General features: G+C 67.7%; 18 protein-coding genes and 1 riboswitch. Of the genes, 12 read left to right on the top strand and 6 right to left on the bottom strand.

The annotated features are described in order from the left end of the window. Positions 1 to 4 precede the first annotated feature (4 nt). Complete coding sequence (locus BM150_RS02955; protein WP_092923541.1) at positions 5 to 2,386, top strand: ComEC/Rec2 family competence protein; 2,382 nt, start codon at positions 5 to 7, stop codon at positions 2,384 to 2,386. 411 nt (positions 2,387 to 2,797) lie between these two features. Here the strand turns inward: BM150_RS02955 and thrC are convergent, their stop codons facing one another. Further along, a complete protein-coding gene (thrC, locus tag BM150_RS02950) occupies positions 2,798 to 4,069 on the bottom strand; it encodes a threonine synthase (RefSeq protein ID WP_092923538.1) in 1,272 nt (423 codons plus the stop codon). A gap of 13 nt (positions 4,070 to 4,082) precedes the next feature. Beyond that, positions 4,083 to 4,213: riboswitch (SAM riboswitch) on the bottom strand. A 106-nt stretch (positions 4,214 to 4,319) separates the two neighbouring features. Between thrC and holA the strand changes: the two genes are divergently transcribed. Continuing rightward, on the top strand, positions 4,320 to 5,300 hold the full coding sequence (gene holA / locus BM150_RS02945) for a DNA polymerase III subunit delta (protein WP_092923535.1): 981 nt from the start codon (positions 4,320 to 4,322) through the stop codon (positions 5,298 to 5,300). 136 nt (positions 5,301 to 5,436) lie between these two features. Here holA and rpsT read toward each other — a convergent pair whose 3' ends face one another. The 3 genes from rpsT to BM150_RS02930 all read right to left on the bottom strand — a co-directional run bounded on the left by rpsT (position 5,437) and on the right by BM150_RS02930 (position 7,138). Further along, on the bottom strand, positions 5,437 to 5,697 hold the full coding sequence (gene rpsT / locus BM150_RS02940) for a 30S ribosomal protein S20 (protein ID WP_092924347.1): 261 nt from the start codon (positions 5,695 to 5,697) through the stop codon (positions 5,437 to 5,439). Positions 5,698 to 6,004: 307 nt separating this feature from the next. Beyond that, a complete protein-coding gene (locus BM150_RS02935) occupies positions 6,005 to 6,211 on the bottom strand; it encodes a type II toxin-antitoxin system antitoxin (protein WP_092923532.1) in 207 nt (68 codons plus the stop codon). A gap of 9 nt (positions 6,212 to 6,220) precedes the next feature. Further along, positions 6,221 to 7,138: an SPFH domain-containing protein gene (locus BM150_RS02930; RefSeq protein ID WP_092923529.1), complete on the bottom strand. Its 918-nt coding sequence runs from the start codon at positions 7,136 to 7,138 to the stop codon at positions 6,221 to 6,223. 736 nt (positions 7,139 to 7,874) lie between these two features. On the opposite strand from BM150_RS02930, the gene BM150_RS02925 reads away from it, so the two are divergent. The 7 genes from BM150_RS02925 to BM150_RS02895 all read left to right on the top strand — a co-directional run bounded on the left by BM150_RS02925 (position 7,875) and on the right by BM150_RS02895 (position 17,719). Next, complete coding sequence (locus BM150_RS02925) at positions 7,875 to 8,258, top strand: VOC family protein (protein ID WP_092923526.1); 384 nt, start codon at positions 7,875 to 7,877, stop codon at positions 8,256 to 8,258. 178 nt (positions 8,259 to 8,436) lie between these two features. Further along, positions 8,437 to 10,299 carry a translation elongation factor 4 gene (gene lepA, locus BM150_RS02920; protein ID WP_092923523.1) on the top strand — a complete coding sequence of 621 codons (1,863 nt, stop codon included), beginning with the start codon at positions 8,437 to 8,439 and terminating at the stop codon, positions 10,297 to 10,299. A gap of 217 nt (positions 10,300 to 10,516) precedes the next feature. After that, on the top strand, positions 10,517 to 10,990 hold the full coding sequence (locus tag BM150_RS02915; protein WP_092923520.1) for an OsmC family protein: 474 nt from the start codon (positions 10,517 to 10,519) through the stop codon (positions 10,988 to 10,990). A 530-nt stretch (positions 10,991 to 11,520) separates the two neighbouring features. After that, positions 11,521 to 13,884 (top strand): arylsulfatase, encoded by a 2,364-nt coding sequence (locus BM150_RS02910; protein ID WP_092923517.1) that lies wholly within the window; start codon positions 11,521 to 11,523, stop codon positions 13,882 to 13,884. Further along, entirely contained in the window at positions 13,877 to 14,884 is a 1,008-nt protein-coding gene (locus BM150_RS02905; protein WP_092923514.1) for a formylglycine-generating enzyme family protein, read from the top strand. The genes BM150_RS02910 and BM150_RS02905 overlap by 8 nt, the downstream gene beginning before the upstream one ends. Further along, positions 14,854 to 15,756, top strand: a complete 903-nt coding sequence (locus BM150_RS02900; protein WP_092923511.1) for a LysR family transcriptional regulator — start codon at positions 14,854 to 14,856, stop codon at positions 15,754 to 15,756. Before BM150_RS02905 ends, BM150_RS02900 begins: the two co-directional genes overlap by 31 nt. A gap of 328 nt (positions 15,757 to 16,084) precedes the next feature. Then, a complete protein-coding gene (locus BM150_RS02895; protein WP_092923508.1) occupies positions 16,085 to 17,719 on the top strand; it encodes a BCCT family transporter in 1,635 nt (544 codons plus the stop codon). 340 nt (positions 17,720 to 18,059) lie between these two features. Here the strand turns inward: BM150_RS02895 and BM150_RS02890 are convergent, their stop codons facing one another. Further along, the gene (locus tag BM150_RS02890) at positions 18,060 to 19,535 is read right to left on the bottom strand and encodes an XRE family transcriptional regulator (RefSeq protein ID WP_092923505.1); all 1,476 of its coding nucleotides are present in this window, start codon (positions 19,533 to 19,535) and stop codon (positions 18,060 to 18,062) included. A gap of 115 nt (positions 19,536 to 19,650) precedes the next feature. Here BM150_RS02890 and aceA point away from each other — a divergent pair, with 115 nt between their 5' ends. Both aceA and BM150_RS02880 read left to right on the top strand, forming a co-directional pair. Continuing rightward, positions 19,651 to 20,973 carry an isocitrate lyase gene (aceA, locus tag BM150_RS02885; protein ID WP_092923502.1) on the top strand — a complete coding sequence of 441 codons (1,323 nt, stop codon included), beginning with the start codon at positions 19,651 to 19,653 and terminating at the stop codon, positions 20,971 to 20,973. A 452-nt stretch (positions 20,974 to 21,425) separates the two neighbouring features. Beyond that, a complete protein-coding gene (locus BM150_RS02880; protein WP_217641325.1) occupies positions 21,426 to 22,052 on the top strand; it encodes an MOSC domain-containing protein in 627 nt (208 codons plus the stop codon). A gap of 40 nt (positions 22,053 to 22,092) precedes the next feature. Here BM150_RS02880 and BM150_RS24000 read toward each other — a convergent pair whose 3' ends face one another. Continuing rightward, positions 22,093 to 22,434 (bottom strand): type II toxin-antitoxin system PemK/MazF family toxin, encoded by a 342-nt coding sequence (locus BM150_RS24000; RefSeq protein WP_175496661.1) that lies wholly within the window; start codon positions 22,432 to 22,434, stop codon positions 22,093 to 22,095. A gap of 323 nt (positions 22,435 to 22,757) precedes the next feature. Here BM150_RS24000 and BM150_RS02870 point away from each other — a divergent pair, with 323 nt between their 5' ends. Next, positions 22,758 to 24,257, top strand: coding sequence for a CoA-acylating methylmalonate-semialdehyde dehydrogenase (locus BM150_RS02870; RefSeq protein ID WP_092923493.1), 1,500 nt, complete (start codon positions 22,758 to 22,760; stop codon positions 24,255 to 24,257). Positions 24,258 to 24,332 lie beyond the last annotated feature (75 nt).

Raw genomic sequence — 24,332 nt, 5'->3', positions numbered from 1 at the left:
GGTGATGACCGACCGGGCAGGCCCGGACACTGCCGCGTCGGTGGCTCGCCCACTGGACCTCCGATTGGTGCCGGCAGCGCTCGGAGTCTGGGGCGCCACGCTGGTCGGGTTGCGCACCGGTTGGGTCGCCGCCGTCCTGTTGGCGTGCTGCTGTGCCACGGCCGCGGCGACGTGCCTGTTCGTCGTGGGCCGGAGATGGGCGATCGGGGTGATCGTGTGCTCGGTTCTGGTGGGAACCGCCGGTTTCGGGCTGGCAGTGCGATTGCGACCCGTCGAGAATCACCCGCTTCGGGAAGCCGCCTCGCGGGGAGAGAGCGTACGGCTGCGTGTCGAACTCACCGAACGCCCCACACCCGTCAGCGGTACCTCGGCAGGGGGCGGAGGCGGGATCGGGGAACGGTCGGTGGTGCGTGCCCGGATCCGTGCGGTACGGCAGCGGCAGCGGTGGCACTCGGAGTCCGGTTCGGTGCTGTTGCTGGTGCCCGCCGAATCCTGGGGCGGACTGTTGCGGGGGCAGCGAGCCACCACCACCGGTGCGGCACTCCGTCCGCGTGGAGCCGATCTGTTGGTGATCGTTCTCGCGGTCCACCAGCGGCCGGAGAACGTGACCCGGCCGCCCGTGTCACAACGGTTCGCCGAGAGGTTGCGCGCGGGACTGCGCGATGTTTCCGAGTCCGCACTCTCCCCACGCGCCGAAGGACTGCTTCCCGGCCTGGTGGTGGGGGACACCAGCGGGTTGCTCGACACGGTCCGCCGTGATTTCGGAAGGGCGGGGCTGACCCACCTGACCGCGGTGTCCGGTGCGAACCTGGCGATCGTCTGCGGTGCCGTACTGCTGTTGCTTCGCGCGATGCGTGCTCCGCCGTCGTTGGCCGCGGGCTGCGCGGGGGCAGCGCTGGCGGGATTCGTGGTTCTCGCCGGTGGTGAGCCCAGCGTGCTGCGTGCGGCCGTCATGGGGGCGCTCGGACTGCTCGCGCTCGTGCTGGGGCGTAACGGAACGGCACTGCCCGCGCTCGCGGGCTGTGTGATCCTGCTGCTGTTGTGGCACCCCGAGCTGGCCGTGAGCCCCGGGTTCGCGTTGTCGGTCACGGCCACGGCCGCCCTGGTGCTGCTCGCCCCGACATGGTCGGGGTGGCTGCGGCGACTTGGGGTGCCCCTCCGGCTGGCCCAGGCGCTGGTGGCGCCGGCTGCCGCGCAACTCGCCACCGCACCGCTCGTGGTCGCGTTGTCCGGGGAGCTCAGCCTCGTGGGTGTCGCCGCGAACGTGCTGGTGGAACCGGTGATCGCCCCGGCCACGGTGCTCGGTGTGGCCGCGACGCTGCTCGCTCCCTGGTTCTCCCCGCTGGGTGAGCTCCCGGTACTGCTTGCCGCTCCGGAACTGGAGTGGGTGCTGCTGGTGGCCCGGTGTGCCGCGAGTTCCTCGCTGGCGACGATCCCGTTGCCTTCCGGGGCGCGGGGGATCCCGCTCGTGGTCGCCCTGGTGGCCGCGATCCTGCTGCTGCTCCGGTTCCGCACCGGCAGACTGCTCCTGGGCGGTTCGCTGCTGTCCGTGCTACTGCTGCTGGTCACGGTCGGGCTGCGGCCCGGTGGCTGGCCTGTGACGGGTTGGAGCGTCGTGGCCTGCGACGTCGGACAGGGGGACAGCCTGGTACTGGCCACCGGAGTCCGCGGTTCCGCCGTCGTGGTGGACACCGGTCCCAGCGCCGCCCTGGTCGATCGGTGTCTCGACCGCCTCGGGGTGCGGCACGTGCCGTTGCTGGTGCTCACCCACCCGCACGCCGATCACTACGCCGGCATCTCCGGGGTGCTGGTGGGACGCGAGGTCGATGCGGTGGCTACGGGAGCGGCCCGTCCGTCCATCTGGTCGGACACCGACGTTCGACGACGTGCGCGCGACAACGACGCGCATCTCGTGCGACTGTCCGCGGGGCAGCTGATCCGCTGGCCCGCTCTGGAGGTCGAGGTGCTGGCACCGGAAGGAGACGCCGAGCCCGTGGCGGCGGAACGGGTCAACGACGCCTCGGTGGTGCTGCGGGCGAACACTCCGGCAGGGCGGGTACTGCTGACCGGCGACATCGAACTGGCCGGGCAGCGCGAGCTGCTCTCGGCGGATGTTCGGCTGGACGCGGAAGTGCTCAAGGTGCCGCACCACGGTTCCCGGTACACCAGTGACGAGTTCCTCCGAGCGGTTTCCCCACGGGTGGCGCTGATCAGCGTGGGGCACGGGAACGACTACGGGCATCCCAGCGACGGGATCGTCACGACGCTGCGCGGCCTCGGCGCCGTGGTACGCCGCACCGATCGCCGTGGCGACATCGCAGTGCTGGGCGGAAACCGCGGAATGCGGACCGCCAGCACCGGCGACCCGTTCCGCCCCGACGACTGAGAATCAATCCCGGGGCGGGATGTGGCCGAGGAGTAGATATCCGAGCTCTGTTCGGGTGCGGTAGACCGCTGCTGTTCCTCGGCGCGGCAGCGCCGAACGCCCACGTACGCAGTCGGCACCGTCGCGGGTTCTCTCGTGGTGCTCTCGCGAGGAAGGCCCGACGTTGTGTAGTCGCTACCCGATGTCGGGCCTCCCGCAGCGAGAGCGGTGCGAGAGGTTCCGCCACGCAGTACTTCGACAACTCCGGCAACAGGCTCGGAACGACAGAACCCCGGTCGTTGAGGTGGTTCGATTGCGAGGCAGGGCCGCTCGCCGCGTAGCGGCCTACTCAAGAGCGGCCCAACGTGGCAAGCGTCCGCCTCAGCGACCGATGACCGACCGAGCGCGAAAGGCGCTCAGCGGTACCGTTCTTCAGAGGTTCAGTGCCTCGTCCACTGCTTCGGTACTCGGCGCCACGGTGGCCTTCGGGCCGACGTGCTCCTGCAGCGAGTCCATCGTCTTGAGACCGTCACCGGTGATCATCAGCACCGTCTCCGAGTCCGGGTCCAGTTGTCCGGACTCGATCAGCTTCTTCGTGGTGGCCACGGTGACGCCGCCCGCGGTCTCGGCGAAGATGCCCTCCGTGCGAGCCAGCAGCCGGATGCCCTCGACGACCTCCTCGTCGCTGACGTCCTCGATCGCCCCGTTGGTGCGGCGCACGGTGTCGAGTACGTACGGACCGTCGGCGGGGGCGCCGATCGCCAGCGAACGCGCGATGGTGTCGGGTCGCACCGGCTGCACCACGTCGTGGTTCTGCTTGTAGGCGTCCGCGACGGGGGAGCAGCCCGTGGCCTGCGCACCGAAGATCCGGTAGGGACTCTGTTCCACCAGCCCGACCTCGCCGAGCTCGCGGAAGCCCTTGTCGACCTTGGTGAGCTGCGAGCCGGAGGCTATGGGGACCACGACCTGCTCCGGAACGCGCCAGCCGAGCTGTTCGGCCACCTCGAAGGCGAGGGTCTTGGAACCTTCCGAGTAGTAGGGCCGCACGTTGACGTTGACGAACGCCCAGTCCTCGTGCTCCCCGGCCAGCTCGGTGGCCAGACGGTTCACATCGTCGTAGTTGCCGTCGACGGCCAGCAGCGAGCCGTCGTAGACGGCGGTCATCAGCACCTTGGCGCGTTCCAACGAGGAGGGAACGAGCACCACCGAGTCCCAGCCCGCGCGTGCCGCGGCCGCTCCCACCGCGTTGGCGAGGTTACCGGTGGAGGGGCACGCCAGTACCTTGAAACCGAACTCGCGCGCGGCCGCCAGTGCCACCGCCACGACCCGGTCCTTGAAGGAGTGGGTGGGATTTCCCGTGTCGTCCTTGATCCAGATGCGTTTGACGCCCAGCGCGTTGGCGAGCGCGTCGGCCCGGACCAACCTCGTACAGCCCGGATCGGTGTTCGGGTGCCGTTCCACATCGGACGGAACCGGCAGCAGGCTCTTGTAGCGCCAGATCGAGCGCGGGCCGGATTCGATGTCCTCCCTGCGCACGCGGCCGAAGTCGTAGGCGACTTCCAGCGGCGAGAAGTCCTCCAGGCAGACGAACTCCGGAGCCAGGGGTTGCCGATGCCCCTCTTCCTTGGATACGAGCTCGGCCGCGGGGCCGAGGTCGAACTTCCGGTCGGTCGTCTCGGACTGTGTTCGGGCGGCAGCTGTCATCGCGAGGTCCTTCCCCTCATCTGTCCCGCTGGCGGGTCGGAATTGGCACCGTTTTCGTCGGCCCGCGCCACGAACGTGGTCGCGGTGCCGACGCTGGTTGCCGGGGCTTCGCCGGGCCGGTCCCTCTGCCCCTCTGGATGAGCTATCCAAGTTGTTTCGGCAACGCTACGGCATGAACCCGTCATCCGACCACTTCGATCCAGCATCCGGGACGGGGTTGACCGTCGGCCCCAGTGGGAGAATGCGGACCATGAACTCGGCTCCCGCCTCGTTGCATCTCGTGCTCGGTGACGAAGAACTGCTGGTCGAGCGTGCTGTTTCCGAATCCCTCGCCGCCGCTCGCCGGGCCGATCCCGAAGCCGAGCTACGTCGTTCCAAGGTGAGTGACCTCACCCCTCCCGAACTCGACGAGATGCTGAGTCCCTCGCTGTTCGCGGAGGGGCGCGTGATCGCGTTGGACAGTGCGCAGGACGCGAGCAAGGAGATCGCCGAGGCGGTGCTCCGCCACGCGCGCGCTCCTGCCGAAGGGGTGGTGCTCGTGGTGCTGCACAACGGTGGTGGCAGGGCCAAGCACGCCAAGGAACTCCCCGGCGAGCTGCGCGGCATGGGGGCCGCCGTCACCGAGTGCGACCGGATCACGCGGCCCGCCGAGCGGGAGAGCTTCGTCCGCGCGGAGGCCACCAGGGCCGGTGGGCGCATCGACTCGGCCGCGGTGAGCGCTCTCGTGGAGACGGTAGGCAACGACCTGCGCGAGCTGTCCGCCTCGGTGTCCCAGCTGGTCGCCGATACCGACGGCAAGGTCGACGAGGCCGCGGTGCGGCGTTATCACCAGGGCAAGGCGGAGGTCACCGGCTTCGTGGTGGCGGAGAAGGCCGTGATGGGGGACCGCGCCGGCGCTCTGGAGGCGTTGCGCTGGGCGCTGCAGCTGGGTGTGCCGCACGTGCTGATCGCCGATGCGTTGGCCGACGCCGTGCGCACCATCGGGCGAGTGGCCAGTGCCGGAGGAGGGGATCAGTACCGGCTCGCGCGGGAGCTCGGCATGCCGGCCTGGAAGGTCAAGAAGGCGCTCTCGCAGGCCCGGGGCTGGAACGCGGCGGGAGTGGCCGAGGCGATGCGGCTGGTCGCTTCGCTCAACGGCCAGGTCAAGGGACAGGCCGCCGACGCCGACTACGCCCTGGAACGCGCGGTGCTGGGATTGATCGCGACCCGGAGTTCCCGGAACCAGAGCTGAGCGGGAGGCCCGGGCGGGGCATCGGGCAGCGAAGGGGACCGGCGGCCTACGGGCCTCTCCGCGGCGTGCGAAGAGGCCCGTGTACCGGCGTTTCCCGGACGGTTCCCGATCGCCGTCGCCCGTCCGGGGAGTCCGATCAGAGCTGGTTGAGCTGCCTGGCCATCGAGGACTTCTTGTTGGCCGCCTGGTTGCGGTGGATGACGCCCTTCTTGGCGGCCTTGTCGACCAGGCGGGTGGCGGCACGCTCCATCTCGGCGGCCTTTTCCTTGTCGCCGGTGGCAGCGGCCTCGCGGAACCGGCGCATCGCGGTCTTCATCGACGTCTTGACCGACTTGTTGCGAAGACGGTTGCGCTCGTTGATCAGGACTCGCTTCTTGGAGGACTTGATGTTGGCCACTGTTGCGCCTCTTTCGCTGATCGACTCGAATGTCGCGACCGCGCTCGAACGGCGCTGCCCCGTCGCGAAACGCTTCGGTTCGCCGGGATTTCCCGGTTCACCGGTGGTTCCGGCACGACGGTTCGCGGGCAGCCTTCCTCCACGTCGGAAATGCCGCGCGGTGCGATCGACCATCGTAGCAACACCGCGCCACGCCGCCGCGCCCGGTTCCGCTGGTCAGGGCGCTGCCCGCTGGAGATGCCCGATGAGGGGGCCAGGAGTTCCCACCCGTATGCCCGGTAGCGCGGGTGGGGGCCGTCGTGGTCGCTCAGTCCGCGTCGTCGTCCTTGCGGGGCCTTCCTCTGCCGCGCTGCCGTCCGGTCTCCCCCGGCAGCCTGCCCGCGTCCTGTAGTGCCTTGCGCAGCAGGAACTCTATCTGCGCGTTCGTGCTGCGCAGCTCGTCGCCAGCCCAACGCGCGAGCGCGTCGTGTACCGCCGGATCCAGGCGGAGCAGGAAGCTCTTGCGGGATGCCACGCGACTACCTCACTGGTACAGCGAGCCGGTGTTGACCACCGGTTGGGTCGCCTTGTCACCGCAGAGCACGACCAGCAGGTTGCTGACCATCGACGCCTTGCGCTCCTCGTCCAGTTCGACGATCTCGTCCGCTGCCAGCTGGCCGAGCGCCGACTCGACCATGCCGACCGCGCCCTCGACGATGCGCTGCCGTGCGGCCACGACCGCGTCGGCCTGCTGGCGCTGCAGCATCGACTGCGCGATCTCGGGAGCATACGCGAGGTGGGTGAGCCTGGACTCGACGACCTTCACTCCCGCCGAGTGAACCCGGTCGGCGATCTCCTTGGAGAGCTTGGCGGTGATCTCCTCGGCGTTCTCCCGCAGCGAGAGTTCCTGCCCGCCCCTGGTGTCGTAGGCGTAGCTGGTGGCGATGTACCGCACCGCCGTTTCCGTCTGGGTCCGCACGAACTCGACGAAGTCGTCGACGCTGAAGGACGCCTGCGCCGTGTCGTCCACCTGCCAGACCACCACGGCGGCGATCTCGATGGGGTTGCCCTCGGCGTCGTTGACCTTCATGACGCTGGTCTCGTGGTTGCGGATGCGGGTGGAGATGCGTGTCCGGTCGGTGGTCAGCGGATTGACCCAGTGCAGCCCCTCCTGGCGCAGCGTCCCGGTGTAGCGGCCGAGGAACTGCAGCACCCTCGCTTCGCCGGGGGAGACCGCCACCAGCCCCGCCATTCCGACCAGGGTGACTGTCCCCAGCGCGATCCCGACCGCGAGCAGCCACCAGGTGGAGTTCACTCCGCCGAGAGCGGCCAGTGCGGCGGCCAGGAGCAGCAGCAGTACGCCCAGCCCGAGCATCGGGAGCCCCGAGGCTCTTCTCGCGGGCTGTTCCCTGATCTCCGGTTCCGGCATCGCCACTCCCGTTCCGGCTTCCTCCGTGCTCATCCGTTTCCTCCCCGATCGTGTTCCTTGCTTTCGAAAAGACATCATAGTGATATCACTTTTTCGGGGTGGGGTCAAAGCCGGAAATCGCCAGATGATCTCGGTTACTCGTGGGGGAACGGTGGGGAAACAGGAGGTTGGGCTGCCCCCGGCGGCCGAGCGGCGAACCGAGCACGCCGTCGACGTCTTCGCGGAGCGTCACGTGTCGGTTTGGCCCGGCCGGAGGGGAGTTCGGATGGGACCGGCGGCGGTGGCGCTCGTGGTGCTGCACGTCGGACCGCCGCCGTTGCGCATCGGGCTGTTCGGCGGTGTCGTCAGTGCTGTCCTGCCTCTCGCGTACTTCGCGTTGCCGCAGCGGGGTTACTCGGCCGGGGACATGTCCGTGTCTGGGACGCCTACGCCGTCATCGAGCTGGCGCTGTCGCCGCTGCTGTTCGACTGGCCCAACCAGCTGGCCCGAGTGGTGCTGTTCGCGCCGTACGCCTGGAGCAGGAGGAACCGGATCGCGCATGTCTGTTCCGGTAATCGGCGCGAAGTGATGCTCGTGGGGCTGTTGTCGCCGTCGGCTTACCGAGACTCCCCGCTCCGCTCGTGGATTTCGCGCGAAATCGGTGCTCTGACACGGCAACAGCGCTGTGCCCTGTCGATTCCCCTCGATTCGCGCGGCGATTTCGCGCGAAATCGCCGCCGAGCGTTGCCGCTGTTCGGCGGATCCTCACGTGATCGGGTAGGACGGGGGCATGGAGGTTCTCAGCAGCAGGGTGATTCTGCGTCCCGGTGACCACGATCGTTCGGTGCGGTTCTACCGCGACACGCTCGGGCTCGCGATCCACCGCGAGTTTCCCGGTGGCACGGTGTTCTTCCTCGGGCAGGGACTGCTGGAAGTGTCCGGGACCGGCGACAGCGGCCCCAGCGAGGACCAGATGCTGTGGCTGCAGGTGCGGGACGCCGCCGAGAGCGTCCGTGAACTGCGCGAGTTCGGTGTTGCGGTGCTCGCCGAACCGGAACGGCGACCCTGGGGGCTGATCGAGGGCACCGTCGCCGACCCCGACGGGATGCGGATCGTGCTGGTGGAGGTGCCCCCCGAACATCCGCTGCGCAGTGACGTTCGGCAACCTCCCTGACACGCTGTCGGTGCGGCCCCGGCGGGGCGGCCGGACCGGTCGCCCCGCCCCGCTCCGCCGCGACGGGTCTCGTGCGGTACGCACTCCCGGGTTGGGGTCGGGTATTCCGCACTTTCGTGGGACCATGGGCACACAGCCCTGCCCGTACGCGAGTCGACATCCCGCGAGGAAGACTTCAGTGAGCACCTTCGCAGACACGACCTTCACGTCTCCTGAACGCATCAGGAACTTCTGCATCATCGCCCACATCGACCACGGCAAGTCGACGTTGGCCGACAGGGTGTTGCAGCTCACCGAGGTGCTCGACGAGCGCGCGTACCGGGACCAGTACCTCGATCGGATGGACCTGGAGCGCGAGCGCGGCATCACGATCAAGTCCCAGAACGTGCGACTTCCGTGGCAGGTCGATGGTGAGGACTACGTGCTGCACCTGATCGACACCCCCGGCCACGTCGACTTCACCTACGAGGTCAGCCGCTCGCTCGCCGCTTGCGAGGGGGCGATCCTGCTGGTGGACGCCGCCCAGGGGATCGAGGCGCAGACTCTGGCCAACCTCTACCTGGCCATGGAGCACGACCTGGAGATCATCCCCGTGCTCAACAAGATCGATCTCCCCGCCGCCGACCCCGACCACTACGCCGCGGAGCTGGCCCACATCATCGGCTGCTCGGAGTCCGACGTGCTGCGGGTCTCGGCCAAGAGCGGTGAGGGGGTCGCCGACGTGCTCGACGCCGTGGTGCTCAACGTTCCCGCGCCGGTCGGCGAGCACGACTCGCCGGCCAGGGCGATGATCTTCGACTCGGTCTACGACACCTACCGGGGCGTGATCACCTACATCCGTGTGGTCGACGGCAGCATCACCCCGCGCGAGAAGATCCGGATGATGTCGACCGGAGCCACCCACGAGCTGCTCGAAGTCGGCATCATCTCACCCGACCAGAAACGCTCCGAGGGACTCGGGGTCGGTGAGGTCGGCTACCTGATCACCGGTGTCAAGGACGTCCGCCAGTCCCGGGTGGGTGACACGGTGACCTTCGCCAAGAACGGTGCCGAGCAGCCACTGCCCGGCTACCGCGACCCGATCCCGATGGTCTACTCCGGGCTCTATCCGATCGAGGGATCCGACTATCCGGTACTGCGTGACGCGCTGGACAAGCTGCTGCTCAACGACGCCGCGCTGACCTACGAGCCGGAGACCTCCGGTGCGCTCGGTTTCGGTTTCCGCTGCGGTTTCCTGGGGCTGCTGCATCTGGAGATCACCAGGGCGCGACTGGAGCGCGAGTACAACCTCAATCTCATTTCCACCGCTCCCAACGTGGTCTACGGCGTCACCTTGCAGGACGGCACCGAACTGGAGGTCACCAACCCCTCGGACTGGCCCGAGGGCAAGATCCAGGAAGTGCGCGAGCCGATCGCGAAGTGCACCGTGATCGCTCCCTCCGAGTTCGTCGGCGCGATCATGGAGCTGTGCCAGAGCAGGCGCGGGCGGCTCGACAGCATGGACTACCTCTCCGAGAGCCGCGTCGAGCTCCGCTACACCATTCCGTTGGCCGAGATCGTGTTCGACTTCTTCGACCACCTCAAGTCGCGCACCCGCGGTTACGCCTCCATGGACTACGAGGAATCGGGCACGCAGGCCTCGGACCTGGTCAAGGTCGACATCCTGCTGCAGCACGAGGCGGTGGACGCCTTCAGCGCGATCGTGCACAAGGACAACGCCTACTCCTACGGCACCAAGATGGCCTCCAAACTCCGAGAGCTCATCCCGCGCCAGCAGTTCGAGGTGCCGATCCAGGCGGCCGTGGGTTCGCGCATCATCGCCCGCGAGACGATTCGCGCCATGCGCAAGGACGTGCTCGCCAAGTGCTACGGCGGTGACATCAGCCGTAAGCGCAAACTGCTGGAGAAGCAGAAGGAAGGCAAGAAGAAGATGAAGACGGTCGGCCGTGTCGAGGTGCCGCAGGAGGCGTTCGTGGCCGCGCTGTCCACCGACGAGTCCGCCAAGGACGATTCCAAGGGAGACTCCAAGGGCAAGAAGTAGCCCGACGGGAAGTAGCGGTGAGGCCTTGTCGTCACCCCGGTTTTCGCCGGGCTCGTTCGGTGGAACTTCCGCTCCTTCGGGGCCGGTGCTCGTCCTGCGTCGAAGCCTGCCGGAGCGCGTCGAACCGTCGCGCGGTCCGGGAAAACGGCGAGTCCACACCGGACCGTGTTCCCTAGAATCGAGCTTCGTCGTAGTCGAGGGTCGAAACGAGGGAACGATGTCCGAACGACACGAGTACGAGACCGTGGTGCGCTGGACCGGGAATCGTGGAAGCGGTACCGAGAAGTACGACTCCTACGGCCGTGAGCACTTGGTCGAGGTCGCGGGCAAGGCGCCCCTGCGCGGCTCGGCCGATCCGGCCTTCCTCGGGGACCCGGAACTGCTGAATCCGGAGGAGCTGCTGGTGGCCTCGCTCGCGCAGTGCCACATGCTCTGGTACCTGGGGATCTGTGCCTCCTCCGGGGTCGTGGTCACCGACTACCGCGACGCGGCTCGCGGCACCATGACCGAGGAACGGGGCGGTGGAGGTCGTTTCACCGAGGTGGTGCTGCGACCGGTGGTGACGGTGCGGAGCGAGTCGATGCGCGACAGGGCCGAGAGACTGCACGAGCAGGCGCACCGCAAGTGCTTCATCGCCAATTCCGTGAACTTTCCGGTCCGTCACGAGCCCGGTATCCGCGTGGCGAGCTGAGCGGACCGGGGGCGATCCGGCCTTCTTCTCCCCGGAGCCCCGGGTGTCGATTTCGCGCGAAATCGACACCCGGGCGCGGTGGGATATCACTCCGCTTCGGGCACTCAGCGTAGTTCGTTGGTCACTTCTCCGGTCACGACAAATATTCGGGTGGTGTGACGCCTGTCCCGCGCCGCCGTTTTCGCTATTGCATATAGATACTGTCTATGTCTTTAATTCAAAAATTGTCTGGCAAGTGTCTGATTTGTGTGGTGGCCTGCGTTTATCTTTCGTTGGAATCGATTCCGCGTGGCGGTGCGGTGAGCCGTGTCGGGGTCTTGGGGGTTGCGTTTCCGACGCCGTCGGCTAGTATGCCCCAGCGAATAACGGCGGTTTCGACGAGTTCGGTAATCCGGTGAAATCGTCGGTTGGTGCCCACGGGTGCGCGTGATTGATCAAAGACGATCCTCGTCCGCCACCCGCGGTTTTTCGTTTTCGACCGGTGGGCTACCGGACGCTGTCCCGAGCATTACGATTTCAGGAGGTCTGGCATGAGTGATCCGGAGATGTCGCGGACGAGTCTCCCCATCCGGGGAGCAACTCGGCAGCACGCGTCATCGCTGGACATCCGCGAGCAGGACCCACCGTTCTCCCCGCCCGAGCCGCCGAGCTCGCCCGAGGGGGCTCCCAACGTGGTGGTCGTGCTGCTGGACGACATGGGGTTCGGCGCCCCCAGCGCCTTCGGCGGGCCGTGCGAGATGCCCACGGCCGACCGGCTGGCCGGGGGCGGGCTGCGCTACACGCGGTTCCACGTGACCGCGGTGTGCTCACCGACCCGGCAGTCGCTGCTGACCGGACGCAACCACCACTCGGTGGGAATGGGAGTCACCACCGAGATGGCCAGCGCCGCTCCGGGGTACAACGGGATACGGCCGCTGAGCGCGGGAACGATGGGTCAGATCCTGGCCGGTAACGGCTACAACACCGCGGCGTTCGGCAAGTGGCACCAGACCCCGGCGCGCGACGTCAGCGCGGCGGGCCCGTTCGACCGCTGGCCCACCGGTGAGGGCTTCGAGAAGTTCTACGGATTCCTGTGCGCTGAGATGAACCACTGGTATCCCGTGCTGTTCGACGGCACCACACCGGTGGAACCCGAGCGTGGGCCGGAGGACGGCTACCACCTCTCCGAGGACCTGGTCGACCGTGCGATCGACTGGGTGCGCGACCAGAAGTCACTCAAGCCCGAAACCCCCTTCTTCGCCTACCTCCCCTTCGGCGCGACCCACGCGCCATACCACGTTCCGAAGGAGTACCGCGACAAGTACCGGGGCAGGTTCGACCACGGTTGGGACCGACAGCGTGAGATCACCCTGCAGCGACAGAAGGAACTGGGAGTCGTTCCCCCCGAAACGGAACTGGCCCCGTGGGCCGAGGGCGTGCCGCACTGGGACGAACTGTCCGAACAGGAGAGGGAGTCCGCCGCCTCGTTGATGGAGCTCTACGCGGGATTCGCCGAGCACACCGACGACCAGATCGGTCGTCTCGTCGACGAGCTGGAGCAGCAGGGCGAACTCGACAACACCCTGTTCGTCTACATCCTCGGCGACAACGGCGCCTCCGCGGAGGGAGGACTCGGTGGGACGCTCAACGAGCACCGGCACGCCAGCGGTATCCCCGACGACGCCGAGACGATCAACCGCCACCGGGAGGAACTGGGTGACGCGACCACGCACGCCCACTATCCGGTCGGCTGGGCGCTGGCGATGAACACGCCGTACCAGTGGACGAAACAGGTCGCCTCGCACTTCGGCGGAACCAGGGACGGCATGATCGTGCACTGGCCACGCGGTATCGCCGAGCGCGGTGGTATCCGCGACCAGTTCCACCACGTCATCGACGTGCTGCCCACCGTCCTCGAAGCGGCCGGGATCCCACAGCCCGAGGAGGTCAACGGGGTCACGCAGCAGCCGGTCGAGGGCACGAGCATGCTCTACAGCTTCAACGACGCCTCGGCGGCGGAACGCCGCCGGATCCAGTACTTCGAGATGGTGGGCAACCGGGGCATCTACCACGACGGCTGGATGGCGGTCACCAGGCACGGCACTCCGTGGGACATGGTGCAGGACGGCACCCGGCACTACTTCGACGACGATCGCTGGGAGCTCTACGACACCAATGTGGACTGGAGCCAGGCCCACGACCTGGCGGCGGAACACCCGGGCAAACTCCGGGAACTGCAACAGCTCTTCCTGGTGGAGGCCAGCCGTCACAACGTGTTCCCCCTCGACGACCGCATGACCGAGCGGGAGAACCCGCGCGAGGCCGGGCGGCGCGACCTGCACGGCGACCGTCGGTCGATCACGTTCCACGCCTCCGCTTCGCGGTTGACCGAGGAGACGGCGCCCAACGTCAAGAACCGCTCGCACACCCTGACCGCCCGTGTCGAGGTCCCCGAGGCCGGTGCGGACGGAGTGCTGGTGGCCCAGGGCGGACGGTTCGGCGGCTGGTCGCTGTACGTGCACCGGGGGCACGCCTGCTACGCGTACAACTACTTCGGACTCGAGGTCTACCGGGTGAGCACGAACGAGCCGCTCCCGCCCGGCGAGCACGAGATCGTGTTGGACTTCGCCTACGACGGCGGCGGTGTCGGCATGGGCGGTACCGCGACCCTCCACGTCGACGGTGAGCAGCGCGGGCAGCAGCGGGTGGGCGGCACCATTCCGTACTATTTCGCCTTCGACGAGACGTTCGACATCGGAGTCGACCGTGCGTCACCGGTAACCGACGACTACCCGCCGGTGGACAACGCCTACGCGGGCACGCTGCACAGCGTGCGGGTGGATCTCGGCGACGATCTGCACAGCGACAGCGACAGCGAACGTGACCGCGAACTGTTCAGGGCGGCTCATGACTGACACGACGACGGGAGACTGCTGCGCACCCACGCGGCCCGCGGGTGAGGCCTCGCGGACGGAGACGGTACGCACCCGGGTCCACTCCGGTTCCACCGTGGGGCTGGTGCGGCTCGGCGGCGGCGAGTTCCGGATGGGAAGCGAGCGGGACGAGGCGTACCCGCAGGACGGCGAGGGCCCGGTGCGGACGGTGCGGCTCGACCCGTTCTGGATCAGCCCGACGGCCGTGTCGGTGGCCGACTTCGCCGTCTTCGTGGACGCCACCGCCTACCGCACCGACGCCGAGCGTTGGGGGTGGTCGTTCGTGTTCGGCGGGCTGCTGCCGGACGACTTCCCGCCCACGCGCGGAGTCGCCGCCGCTCCCTGGTGGCGCCAGGTCGAGGGCGCCTACTGGTGGCGGCCGGAGGGGCCGGGCTCCGATGCCGGGGACCGCCCGGACCATCCGGTCACGCACGTGTCCTTCCGGGACGCGCTCGCCTACTGCGACTGGGCCGGGTTGCGACTGCCGACCGAGGCCGAGTGGGAGTACGCGGCGAGGGGAGGGCTCGAGGGAAGCCCCTTTCCGTGGGGTGAACAGCTGGAGCCTTCCGGTCGGCACCGGATGAACGTCTGGCAGGGTGAGTTCCCCGGGCGCAACGAGTGCTCGGACGGCTGGTACGGAACCTGCCCCGTGGACGCCTTCGAACCGAACGGTTACGGGCTGCACAACACGACCGGCAACGTGTGGGAGTGGTGTGCCGACCGGTTCGACCCGGAATTCCCGGCACGGGACACCCGGATCAACCCGAGGGGACCCGACCGGGGGGAACGACGCAGTACGCGCGGCGGTTCCTACCTGTGCCACGAGTCCTACTGCAGGCGTTACCGGGTTTCGGCGCGTCAGGGAGTAACCCCTGACTCGTCCATCGGCAACATCGGGTTCCGGTGCGTCCGCGACGTGTGGCCGAGTGACGAGGATCAGGAGGCGGCGGGATGGAACGCAGGGAGCTCGAGTACTTCCTGACCATTGCCGACCAGGGCAGTTTCACGGCCGCGGCCCAGACGCTGCGCGTCGCGCAGCCCTCGCTGTCGCACGCGATCGCTTCGCTGGAGAACCGGCTCGGCGGCAGGGTGTTCCACCGGCTCGCACAGGGGGTGAGCCTGACCCCGGCGGGCGAGGCTCTGCTGGAACCGGCACGGCAGGTGATGCGTGACTTCAGCACGGCCACCGACTCGGTGCGCAGGGTGCTGGGGCTCGCGGGCGGCAGGCTGGACATCGTCGCCCAGACCACCCTGGCCGTGGATCCGCTGGCCGATCTGGTCGGTTCGTTCCTGCGCGTGCATCCGAAGGTGGCCGTGCGCATCACGGATCCCGAGCTGGGCTCCGATGTCACGGCCGCCGTGCGGGCGGGCGAGTGCGAGCTCGGCATGGTCGACTCCACAGAGGAGACGGTGGACGATCTCGGAAGCATGGTGCTGCCGGGGCGGGAGTTCCTGGCAGTGCTGCCCGCTTCGGCCGATCCGGGACGTTCCGCGCTGGCGCCCGCCGACCTCGCCGCGCTGGACTGGGTCAGTACCCCGAAGGGAACCGCGCCCCGCGAGGTCATCGAGAACACCGTGGGCACCCAGGGAAGCAGTCCACACGTGGCGGTCGAGACCGCCCACCAGGCGATGATCGTGCCCAGCGTGCTGGCCGGAGCGGGTGCCACGCTGCTGCCCGCGTCGATGGCGCGGGAGGCCGCCGAGCGCGGCGCGGTGACCGTCTCGCTGCGGCCCCGGGTGATCCGGCGCGGGGTGCTCTTCTGGCGTCGCGGTCCGCTGTCTCCCTCGGCGGCGGAGTTCGTGAGCCTGGTGGAGGAACTCGTGCGACGCGGGCCGGGAGACCGCTCCGGGTAGTAGTGGTGCTGTGCGGGGCGGACAGAGTTGTTCGAAACCCGTTTCGAATGGCACGACGAAACCGTTGAACAGCGGAGAATCTACTGGTCGTTCTGGTGCGGAAGGATTTTCGAATGATTCTCTCCGTGTTCGTTCGTCGGTGGGTGAAACCGTGAACGGAAGGGAGGGAACGGACGATCCCGCTCGCTTCGGAATCCGATTCGTCCGCGAGGGATTCGAAAATTCTTTCGGGTTCGAATTCGCTGCTCGCGCCGGGTGGTGTTGCTGCCCGAGCGATGAAAGTGTCCGATTTGTCCGCGTGTATCCAATCTTGTGGATAGTGGTTTCCATGCAAACGTTAAGAAAGAATCGGTCCGCGATCGGAGTCGTTTTCTTCGTCTCCGTCGCGGTCTCGGCACTGGTCGTCCTGTGGGGCGTGGCGGCGCCGAAGGGCTTCGAAGCCGCCACTAATCGACTGTTCGACCACGTCGTTTCGGATCTGAGTTGGCTTTTCCTGCTCGCGGCGAACCTGTTTCTGGTCTTCGTGATCTACCTGGGGCTGAGCAGGTACGGCAGGATCAAACTCGGGAAGAAGGACGACAGACCCGATTTCGGTCGGTTGTCCTGGTTCGCCATGATGTTTCAGGCCGGTATGGGGCCCTCCATCATCTTCTGGGGCCTGGCCGAGCCACTGTCGCACTACGTCAACGTGCCGTTCGGCCTCGCCGAGCCCGGTTCGGAGGAAGCGGCCGGGGTGGCTGTGCAGTACTCCTTCTTCCACTGGGCGTTGCACCCTTGGGCGATCTACGCCACCGCCGGCCTGGCCGTGGCTTACTTCACCCACTACAAAGGTGAGAAGGCACTGGTCAGCGCCATTTTCCGCCCTTTGATCGGCGATCGCGTCGACGGTCCCGTGGGAAAGACGATCGACATCCTTGCGGTACTGGCGGTCGTGTTCGGTATCGCCGTCGCCCTGGGGCAGGCCGGACTGCAGATAACAGCGGGACTCGGTCAGACGTTCGGGTTGCCCACGGTGATGTTGGTGCAGCTCCTGGTCCTCGGCCTCACCACGGCGGCGTTCATGGTCTCGGCCACGACACGGATCGAGCACGGCATCAAGTGGCTCGCCAACATCAGCATGCTCATCGCCCCGCTGCTGCTGGTCTTCTACTTCGTCGTCGGACCCACCGTCACACAGCTCAACGTCCTCACCGAAGGTATCGGCAACTACCTGACCAACATCGTCCCGATGAGCTTCCGGCTGGACGCGTTCAGCACGAACACGGATTGGTTGGGGAGCTGGACCGTTTTCTACTGGTCCTGGTGGATCGCCTGGGCCCCGTACGTGGGAATGTTCATGGCGCGCATCTCCCGCGGACGCAGCATCCGCGAGTTCGTCGGGGCCACTGTCCTGGTCCCCAGCGTGGTCAGCATAATCTGGATCGCCGTGTTCGGTGGAGCGGCGCTGCGGCTGGCTCGCGACGGGCAGGCCTCCGACATCGCCGGGACCGTGGCGCAGAGCCCGGCCGCGGGAATGTTCGTCTTCATCCAGCAGTACCCGCTGCCAGTACTCTTGTCGATCATCACGCTGGTGGTGCTGTGGGTGTTCTTCGTGGCCGGTGCCGACGCCGGTACCGTGGTACTGGGTGAACTGTCCACCGGCGGCTCCGCGAATCCCAAGGTCTGGGTCCGACTTCTCTGGGGACTCCTGCTGGCGGGCGTCGCGGCGGTCCTGCTGGTCTCCGGCGGGCTCGGCGCGCTGCAGAAAGCCTCGGTGCTCATCGGTACACCGTTCACGGTCGTCCTGATCGGCATCTGCGTGGCCCTCCACAAAACCCTGTCCAGGGAGCACGCTCCTCCCGCGGTGGAACCCTCGTACAGCCGAGCTACCGATTCCCAGGACAGCGATTCCCAGGACAGCGATCCCGAGGACAGGCGAACCGGGTACGAGGAAAATTCCGCCGAGCGGGTGCGCCTTCAGTAACCACCACGACTGATCACCGGCACCCGCGATAGCCGGATCTGTCCCGGTGTCGCTGGACCGATTCGGTTCCCGTTGACCGTGTATCTCGGACACGGGGCAACCGTGCTCGGATTGGTGGCGTGTGTGCTGTGGGCCGAGGAGACAGCGGGCGGCTCGTCGGCAGCGGCCGGCGCGTGCATTTCCCTTCCCGCGGCTCCGACGCATGGGTCATCACGCCGAGTCGGTCGCCACGTGACCCTCGGCGCTTCGCGCCGTTGTGGACGCTCCTCCCGCAGCCCGCGGGAGGAGCGTCTTTTTCCTGGCACGCCGTTTCCCGGGACGTCCTTCCCGGAACCGGGGTTCAACCCTGGTGGGTTTCCAGGAACGAGTAGACGTCGGCCTCGTCCACCCCGGGGAAGGTGTCGGAAGGAAGTGCCGACAGCACGTGGGAGTGCGCCCGGGCCGACGGCCAGACCATGCCCTGCCACCGGTTGGCCAGCTCGGCGGGCGGGCGTTGGCAGCACTCGCCGTTCGGGCAACCCGACTTGGAGTGGTTCGTGGTCTCACGCCCCCGGAACCAGCGGGACTCGGTGTAGGGGACGCCGAGCGTGATGGCGAAGTCGCGTCCCCTGCTCGGGTCGACGTGCGCCACGCACCAGTGGGTGGCACCGGGTTTGTCGGTGTACTGGTAGTGGGTGGAGTAGCGGTCCGCGGAGGCGAACACCTGCCGTCCGGCCCAGTACCGACACATCCGCTGCCCCTCGATCGCCCCGGTGGGGTCGGCGGGGAACTCCAGCCCGTCGTTGGCGTATGCCTTGTAGATGATCCCGGTCTCGTCGTTGCGCACGAAGTGGCAGACCAGGTCCAGGTACTGCGTGGCGAGGTTGGTGAACCGGTGGGCGGCCATCTCGTAGGAGACCGAGAACACGTCACGCAGGTCCTCCACGGCCAGGTCCCGGTCCGCTTTGGCCTGGCGCAGGTAGCTCACCGCGGCGCTCTCGGGGATCAGCACGGCGGCGGCGAAGTAGTTCGCCTCCACGCGCTGCCGCAGGAAGTCGGCGAAGTCGCGTGGCTGGCGGTGTCCCAGGTTCAGGTGCCCGAGGGTCTGCAGCAGGATCGTGCGGGGGCTGTGCATTCCCAGCGACTCGCGTCGCAGGAAGATCCGGTTGTGCCGCAGGTCGGTCACCGACCGCACCGAACGGGGCAGATCGGTGACGAAGCGAAGCCCGTACCCGAGATGTGTGGCGATCGACTGGATCAGCCCTTCGGAGAGCGGCCCGCCGTGGTAACCGACGCCCCGCAGGATCTCGCCCGCCGATTTCTCGATCTCGGGGAAGTAGTTGCCGTGTTCGCGCATCATGCCGCGCAGCTCCGCGTTGGCCGCCCGGGCCTCCTCGGGTGTGGCCACCCGTTTCGTCTCCCTGCGCCGTAGCTCCTCGTAGAGCGCCAGCACGTGTTCCAACGCCTCGGTGGGGACCCGCTTGCCGATCTTCAGCGGTGGCACGTCCAGCTGTTGGTAGAGCGGGTCCAGCTGTGCCTGCTCCACGGCTATCTCCAGCTCGGCACGCCGGTTCGGCGGCTTCTTGGACATCAGCTCGTCCACCGAGCTGTTCAACGCCACGGCCAGCGAGCGCAGCAGCGACAGCTTCGGTTCGCGGTGCCCGTTCTCCAGCAGCGAGAGCTGCGAAGGTGCCCGATCGACCCGTTGTCCCAGCTCGGAGAGGGTCAACCCGGCCGCCTTGCGCATGTGGCGCAGCCGCTGCCCGAAGACGAGCAGGTCCTGCTCGTTGGAAAAAGTGCCGCGTTCTTCCGTCGACTCAGCCGTAAACTCCGACATGCAGTTCACCCTAGCAGAAAAAATACAAAATTTTGTCCAGATTGGGGCTCGTTTTTTCTTGGTCGGGTACCAACACTGGGGTCAACAGGCCGCAAGCGATCGGAAGGTGAAAGCCATGACCCCTCAGCCCGGTACCCGTGAACAGGCCCTGCAGGCCGCCAAGGACCTGCAGCGCGACTGGGAGACCAACCCCCGTTGGAAGGGCGTCGAGCGCACCTACTCCGCTGGTGACGTCATCCGACTCCGTGGCTCGGTGCAGGAGGACAACACCCTGGCCAGGCTGGGCGCCGAACGGCTCTGGAACCTGCTGCACGACAACGACTACATCCACGCGCTCGGTGCGCTGACCGGGAACCAGGCCGTCCAGCAGGTCCGCGCCGGACTGCAGGCCATCTACCTCTCGGGTTGGCAGGTCGCCGCCGACGCGAACCTCGCCGGTGAGACCTACCCGGACCAGAGCCTGTACCCGGCCAACTCGGTCCCGCAGGTGGTTCGGCGGATCAACAACGCGCTCAAGCGCGCCGACCAGGTCGCCTGGGCCGAGGCGCTGGACGCCGAGGCCAACGAGGTCGAGCAGGAGGACCGGCACTGGCTGGCCCCGATCGTCGCCGACGCCGAGGCCGGTTTCGGTGGTGTGCTCAACGCCTACGAGCTGATGAAGGGCATGATCCAGGCGGGCGCCGCCGGTGTGCACTGGGAGGACCAGCTCGCTTCCGAGAAGAAGTGCGGCCACCTCGGCGGCAAGGTGCTCATCCCCACCAGCCAGCACGTCAAGACCCTCAACTCCGCCCGGCTGGCCGCCGACGTCGCCGGGGTTCCCTCCCTCGTGGTCGCCCGCACCGACGCGCAGGCAGCCACCCTGCTGACCAGCGACGTCGACGAGCGTGACCAGAAGTACGTCACCGGCGAGCGCACCTCGGAGGGCTTCTACAAGGTCAACAACGGCATCGAGCCCTGCATCGACCGCGGGCTGGCCTACGCGCCGTACTCCGACCTGATCTGGATGGAGACCTCCACACCGGACCTCGACGTGGCCAAGCGGTTCGCCGAGTCCATCAAGGCGCAGTACCCCGACAAGATGCTGGCCTACAACTGCTCGCCGTCGTTCAACTGGCGCAAGAACCTCGACGACAGCACCATCGCCAAGTTCCAGCGTGAGCTCGGCCAGATGGGTTACAAGTTCCAGTTCATCACGCTGGCCGGTTTCCACGCGCTGAACTACAGCATGTTCGACCTGGCGAAGAACTACGCCTCGGATGACATGACGGCCTACGTCGACCTGCAGGACAGGGAGTTCGCCGCGGAGAAGGACGGCTACACGGCCACCAAGCACCAGCGCGAGGCCGGAACCGGCTACTTCGACCAGATCAGCATGGCGGTCAACCCGGACTCCTCGACCACCGCGCTGGCCGGGTCCACCGAGACCGCGCAGTTCTGAGGGCGCCCGCCCGGGCCGGTTGTCGAGTGGTTTCCCGAACCTCCCGGCCACCGCTCGGGCAGGCCAGACGTCGGGTGGCGACGACCGTGCCGCGGCCCGTGGTGAGCCGCGGTACGGCACGAGACCCCCTCCGCCGCGCGCCGGTGAGGCGCCGTCCCGGCGTTCGCGGCGGAGGGCAACGACAGTGAGCGCCGTACTCCTGCGGCGGCGTTCACCAAGACGCACCAGCGGCCCTGTGGCGGGGTGTGATGATCGCGATGGTGCGAGTGGGCGGGAACCCGGATCGGTGGGTTCCCGCCCATGCTTGTGTTTCGGGTCCGTGGGGCGGCTCATGAGTGGCAGGCTCGTCTCCAGCGGCTCCCTCCCGTGGCTCCACTCGGGCCGCGCGCCGCATCCCGAGTGGATTTCGAGTTCCGCTCGATCGGGAGTCGTGCGACGCATAGGCTGGCCCCGTGAGTCGCGTGAACGAGGTCAACCTCGCAGCCACCGCCAGCACGGGGGAGTGGACGGGACGGATCGGTGCCAGCGGAATCGACAAGCGACCGGTACGGGGGCCGGCGCGGGTCGAGGTCTCGGGAGTCGTGGGTGACACGGTCTGCGACACCGACAACCACGGCCGCTGGTTCCAGGCCGTCTACGCCTACGACCTGGAGGACCTGCGGTACTGGTCCGGCGAGACCGGGCGGGAGCTGGAACCGGGCAATATCGGGGAGAACCTGACCCTGGAAGGCTGCGACTGCGGCAACGCGGTGATCGGGGAGCGCTGGCGAATCGGTACGACCGTGCTGCGCGTGACCGGACCGCGGACTCCCTGCAGGGTTTTCGCGGGCTTCTGGGACATGCCGGGGTTGATCAAGCGGTTCACCGACCACGGCAGGCCCGGAGCCTATCTGGCGGTGGAGCGGCCCGGTGAGATCACGGCGGGCGATGCCCGCGAGGTGCTGTACCGACCGGAGCACGGTGTGACCATCGCCGAGCTCTTCGCCTTCCGGATGGGGCGCGCGACGCCCGAACTGACCGAACACGTGGCGGCGGCGGAGCCCGATCTGCCCGAGTACTGGGCCGCGAAGGTTCGTTAGCGGTTCCCGCCGCTTGCGGTTAGCTGTGCTGGTGCGTGGCTCAGATGTCGAGTGTGCGGGCGAGTGCTCGACGCACTTCGGAGAGTTCTTCCTCGGTGGGCGCCAGTTCCGGGGCGAACCGTAGGAAATTTCGCGCGGACACGGTGCGTACCCGCTCGGTGACGACCCAGCTGTCGGCGGCTGCCACGTGGACGCGCTGCGAGCGCTCGCTCCGTTCCTCGCGGGTCAGCGGCAGTACGTTGACCAGTGCGCTGTTGGTCAGTTCCAGGTGGTAACGCGACGAGACCACGAGAACCGGGCACTGCCCGACCTGTTCCTCGCCGTGCACCGGATCGTGATCGACGATCCAGACGTCACCGGGGCTGATCGGTTGGGCGGTCACGTGAGCTCCCGAATCTCCTTGCTCGGCATGGTGGCGAACGGTTCTTGAACCTGCTCTTCCGTCGAATCTTCCCCGCTTCCCCGTCTCGCGCGTCGGCGGGGTGCCGGACGCACGCTCGATGTCGCCGTGAGCGTGGCGAAGTGCGCGGACTATGGTGCCGCGCTTCCTTCCGGTTCGGCCGTTGACCTCACACAATCGTGTTGTGACGCAGCACACCCTGTTGTGATGTGTTGCATTGGGGCAATGATTGGACTACCAAAAGTTTGGCTTCCAAGCGCATAGCGGGAGTCGGCGACCGGTGCGAGGGAAGGGTGCGTAGCGGAATGACCACCGAGCTGGAGCACTTCATCGACGGCAAGCGCGTCGCCGGTACCTCCGGTAACCACGACGACGTGTTCGATCCGAACACCGGAGGCGTGCAGGCCAGGGTGCCGCTGGCCTCCTCCGGAGAGGTCGACGCCGCCGTGCGCGGCGCCGCCGAGGCGCAACGCGAGTGGGCGAACTGGAACCCCCAGCGCCGGGCACGCGTGCTGATGCGGTTCCTCGAACTGTGCCGCGAGGAGATGGACTCGCTGGCACGGCTGCTGGCCTCCGAGCACGGCAAGACGGTGCCCGACGCCAAGGGCGACGTGCAGCGCGGCCTGGAGGTCGTCGAGTTCGCCACGGGCATTCCCCACCTGCTCAAGGGGGAGTACACCGAGGGCGCGGGCGCGGGCATCGACGTCTACTCGATGCGCCAGCCACTGGGGGTGACCGCGGGGATAACCCCGTTCAACTTCCCGGCGATGATCCCGCTGTGGAAGGCCGCCCCGGCCATCGCCTGCGGCAACTCCTTCGTGCTCAAGCCCTCCGAGCGCGACCCCTCGGTGCCGCTGCGCCTCGCCGAGCTGTTCGTCGAGGCGGGGCTGCCACCCGGCGTGTTCAACGTGGTCAACGGCGACAAGACCGCGGTGGACGCGCTGCTGACCCACCAGGACGTGGCCGCGATCGGCTTCGTCGGATCCTCCGACATAGCCGAGTACATCTACTCCACGGCCACCGCCCACGGCAAGCGGGCGCAGTGCTTCGGCGGCGCGAAGAACCACATGATCATCATGCCCGACGCCGACCTCGACCAGGCGGTGGAAGCCCTGGTCGGCGCCGGGTACGGCTCCGCGGGGGAGCGCTGCATGGCCATCTCGGTGGCCGTTCCCGTCGGACGACCCACGGCCGAGGCGTTGGTGGAAAAGCTCACCGAACGAGTCAACGGACTCCGGATCGGCACCAGCTTCGACGACTCCGCCGACTTCGGCCCGCTGGTGACTGCCGCCGCCAAGCAGCGGGTCGACGACTACATCGGCCTCGGCATCGAGGAGGGCGCGGACCTGCTGGTGGACGGCCGCGGTTTCCGGATGCCCGAACACGAGAACGGCTTCTTCACCGGTGCCTCGCTGTTCGACAACGTCACCTCGGACATGCGGATCTACAACGAGGAGATCTTCGGCCCCGTGCTCTCGGTGGTCCGCGCCGCCGACTACGAGGAGGCGCTGCGGCTGCCCAGCCAGCACCAGTACGGCAACGGTGTCGCCATCTTCACCAGGGACGGCGACGCCGCACGCGAGTTCGCGGGCCGGGTGGACACCGGCATGGTCGGCATCAACGTGCCGATCCCGGTGCCGATCGCCTACCACACCTTCGGCGGCTGGAAGCGTTCCGGATTCGGCGATCTCAACCAGCACGGTCCCGACTCCATCCGGTTCTACACCAGGACCAAGACCGTGACCTCGCGCTGGCCCTCCGGTCGGAAGGAGGAGGCCAGCTTCACGATCCCGACCATGCACTGAGCCGTTCCGCCGGCGGGCCGGTGGGTCGTCCGCCGCACCACCGTGCCGACCGGTCCACACCGCCGGTGGTGACCC

Source organism: Actinopolyspora alba (assembly GCF_900112765.1).
In the GTDB taxonomy this organism is placed as follows: domain Bacteria; phylum Actinomycetota; class Actinomycetes; order Mycobacteriales; family Pseudonocardiaceae; genus Actinopolyspora; species Actinopolyspora alba.
This window is presented reverse-complemented; position numbering and strand designations above follow the sequence as displayed.

Coding starts and splice junctions, on each gene's coding strand:
- BM150_RS02870 (WP_092923493.1), top strand. CDS start 22,758: ATGACCACCGAGCTGGAGCACTTCATCGACGGCAAGCGCGTCGCCGGT.
- BM150_RS02900 (WP_092923511.1), top strand. CDS start 14,854: ATGGAACGCAGGGAGCTCGAGTACTTCCTGACCATTGCCGACCAGGGC.
- BM150_RS02925 (WP_092923526.1), top strand. CDS start 7,875: ATGGAGGTTCTCAGCAGCAGGGTGATTCTGCGTCCCGGTGACCACGAT.
- BM150_RS02890 (WP_092923505.1), bottom strand. CDS start 19,535: ATGTCGGAGTTTACGGCTGAGTCGACGGAAGAACGCGGCACTTTTTCC.
- BM150_RS02905 (WP_092923514.1), top strand. CDS start 13,877: ATGACTGACACGACGACGGGAGACTGCTGCGCACCCACGCGGCCCGCG.
- holA (WP_092923535.1), top strand. CDS start 4,320: ATGAACTCGGCTCCCGCCTCGTTGCATCTCGTGCTCGGTGACGAAGAA.
- BM150_RS02955 (WP_092923541.1), top strand. CDS start 5: ATGACCGACCGGGCAGGCCCGGACACTGCCGCGTCGGTGGCTCGCCCA.
- thrC (WP_092923538.1), bottom strand. CDS start 4,069: ATGACAGCTGCCGCCCGAACACAGTCCGAGACGACCGACCGGAAGTTC.
- BM150_RS02895 (WP_092923508.1), top strand. CDS start 16,085: ATGCAAACGTTAAGAAAGAATCGGTCCGCGATCGGAGTCGTTTTCTTC.
- BM150_RS02915 (WP_092923520.1), top strand. CDS start 10,517: ATGTCCGAACGACACGAGTACGAGACCGTGGTGCGCTGGACCGGGAAT.
- BM150_RS02910 (WP_092923517.1), top strand. CDS start 11,521: ATGAGTGATCCGGAGATGTCGCGGACGAGTCTCCCCATCCGGGGAGCA.
- aceA (WP_092923502.1), top strand. CDS start 19,651: ATGACCCCTCAGCCCGGTACCCGTGAACAGGCCCTGCAGGCCGCCAAG.
- BM150_RS02930 (WP_092923529.1), bottom strand. CDS start 7,138: ATGAGCACGGAGGAAGCCGGAACGGGAGTGGCGATGCCGGAACCGGAG.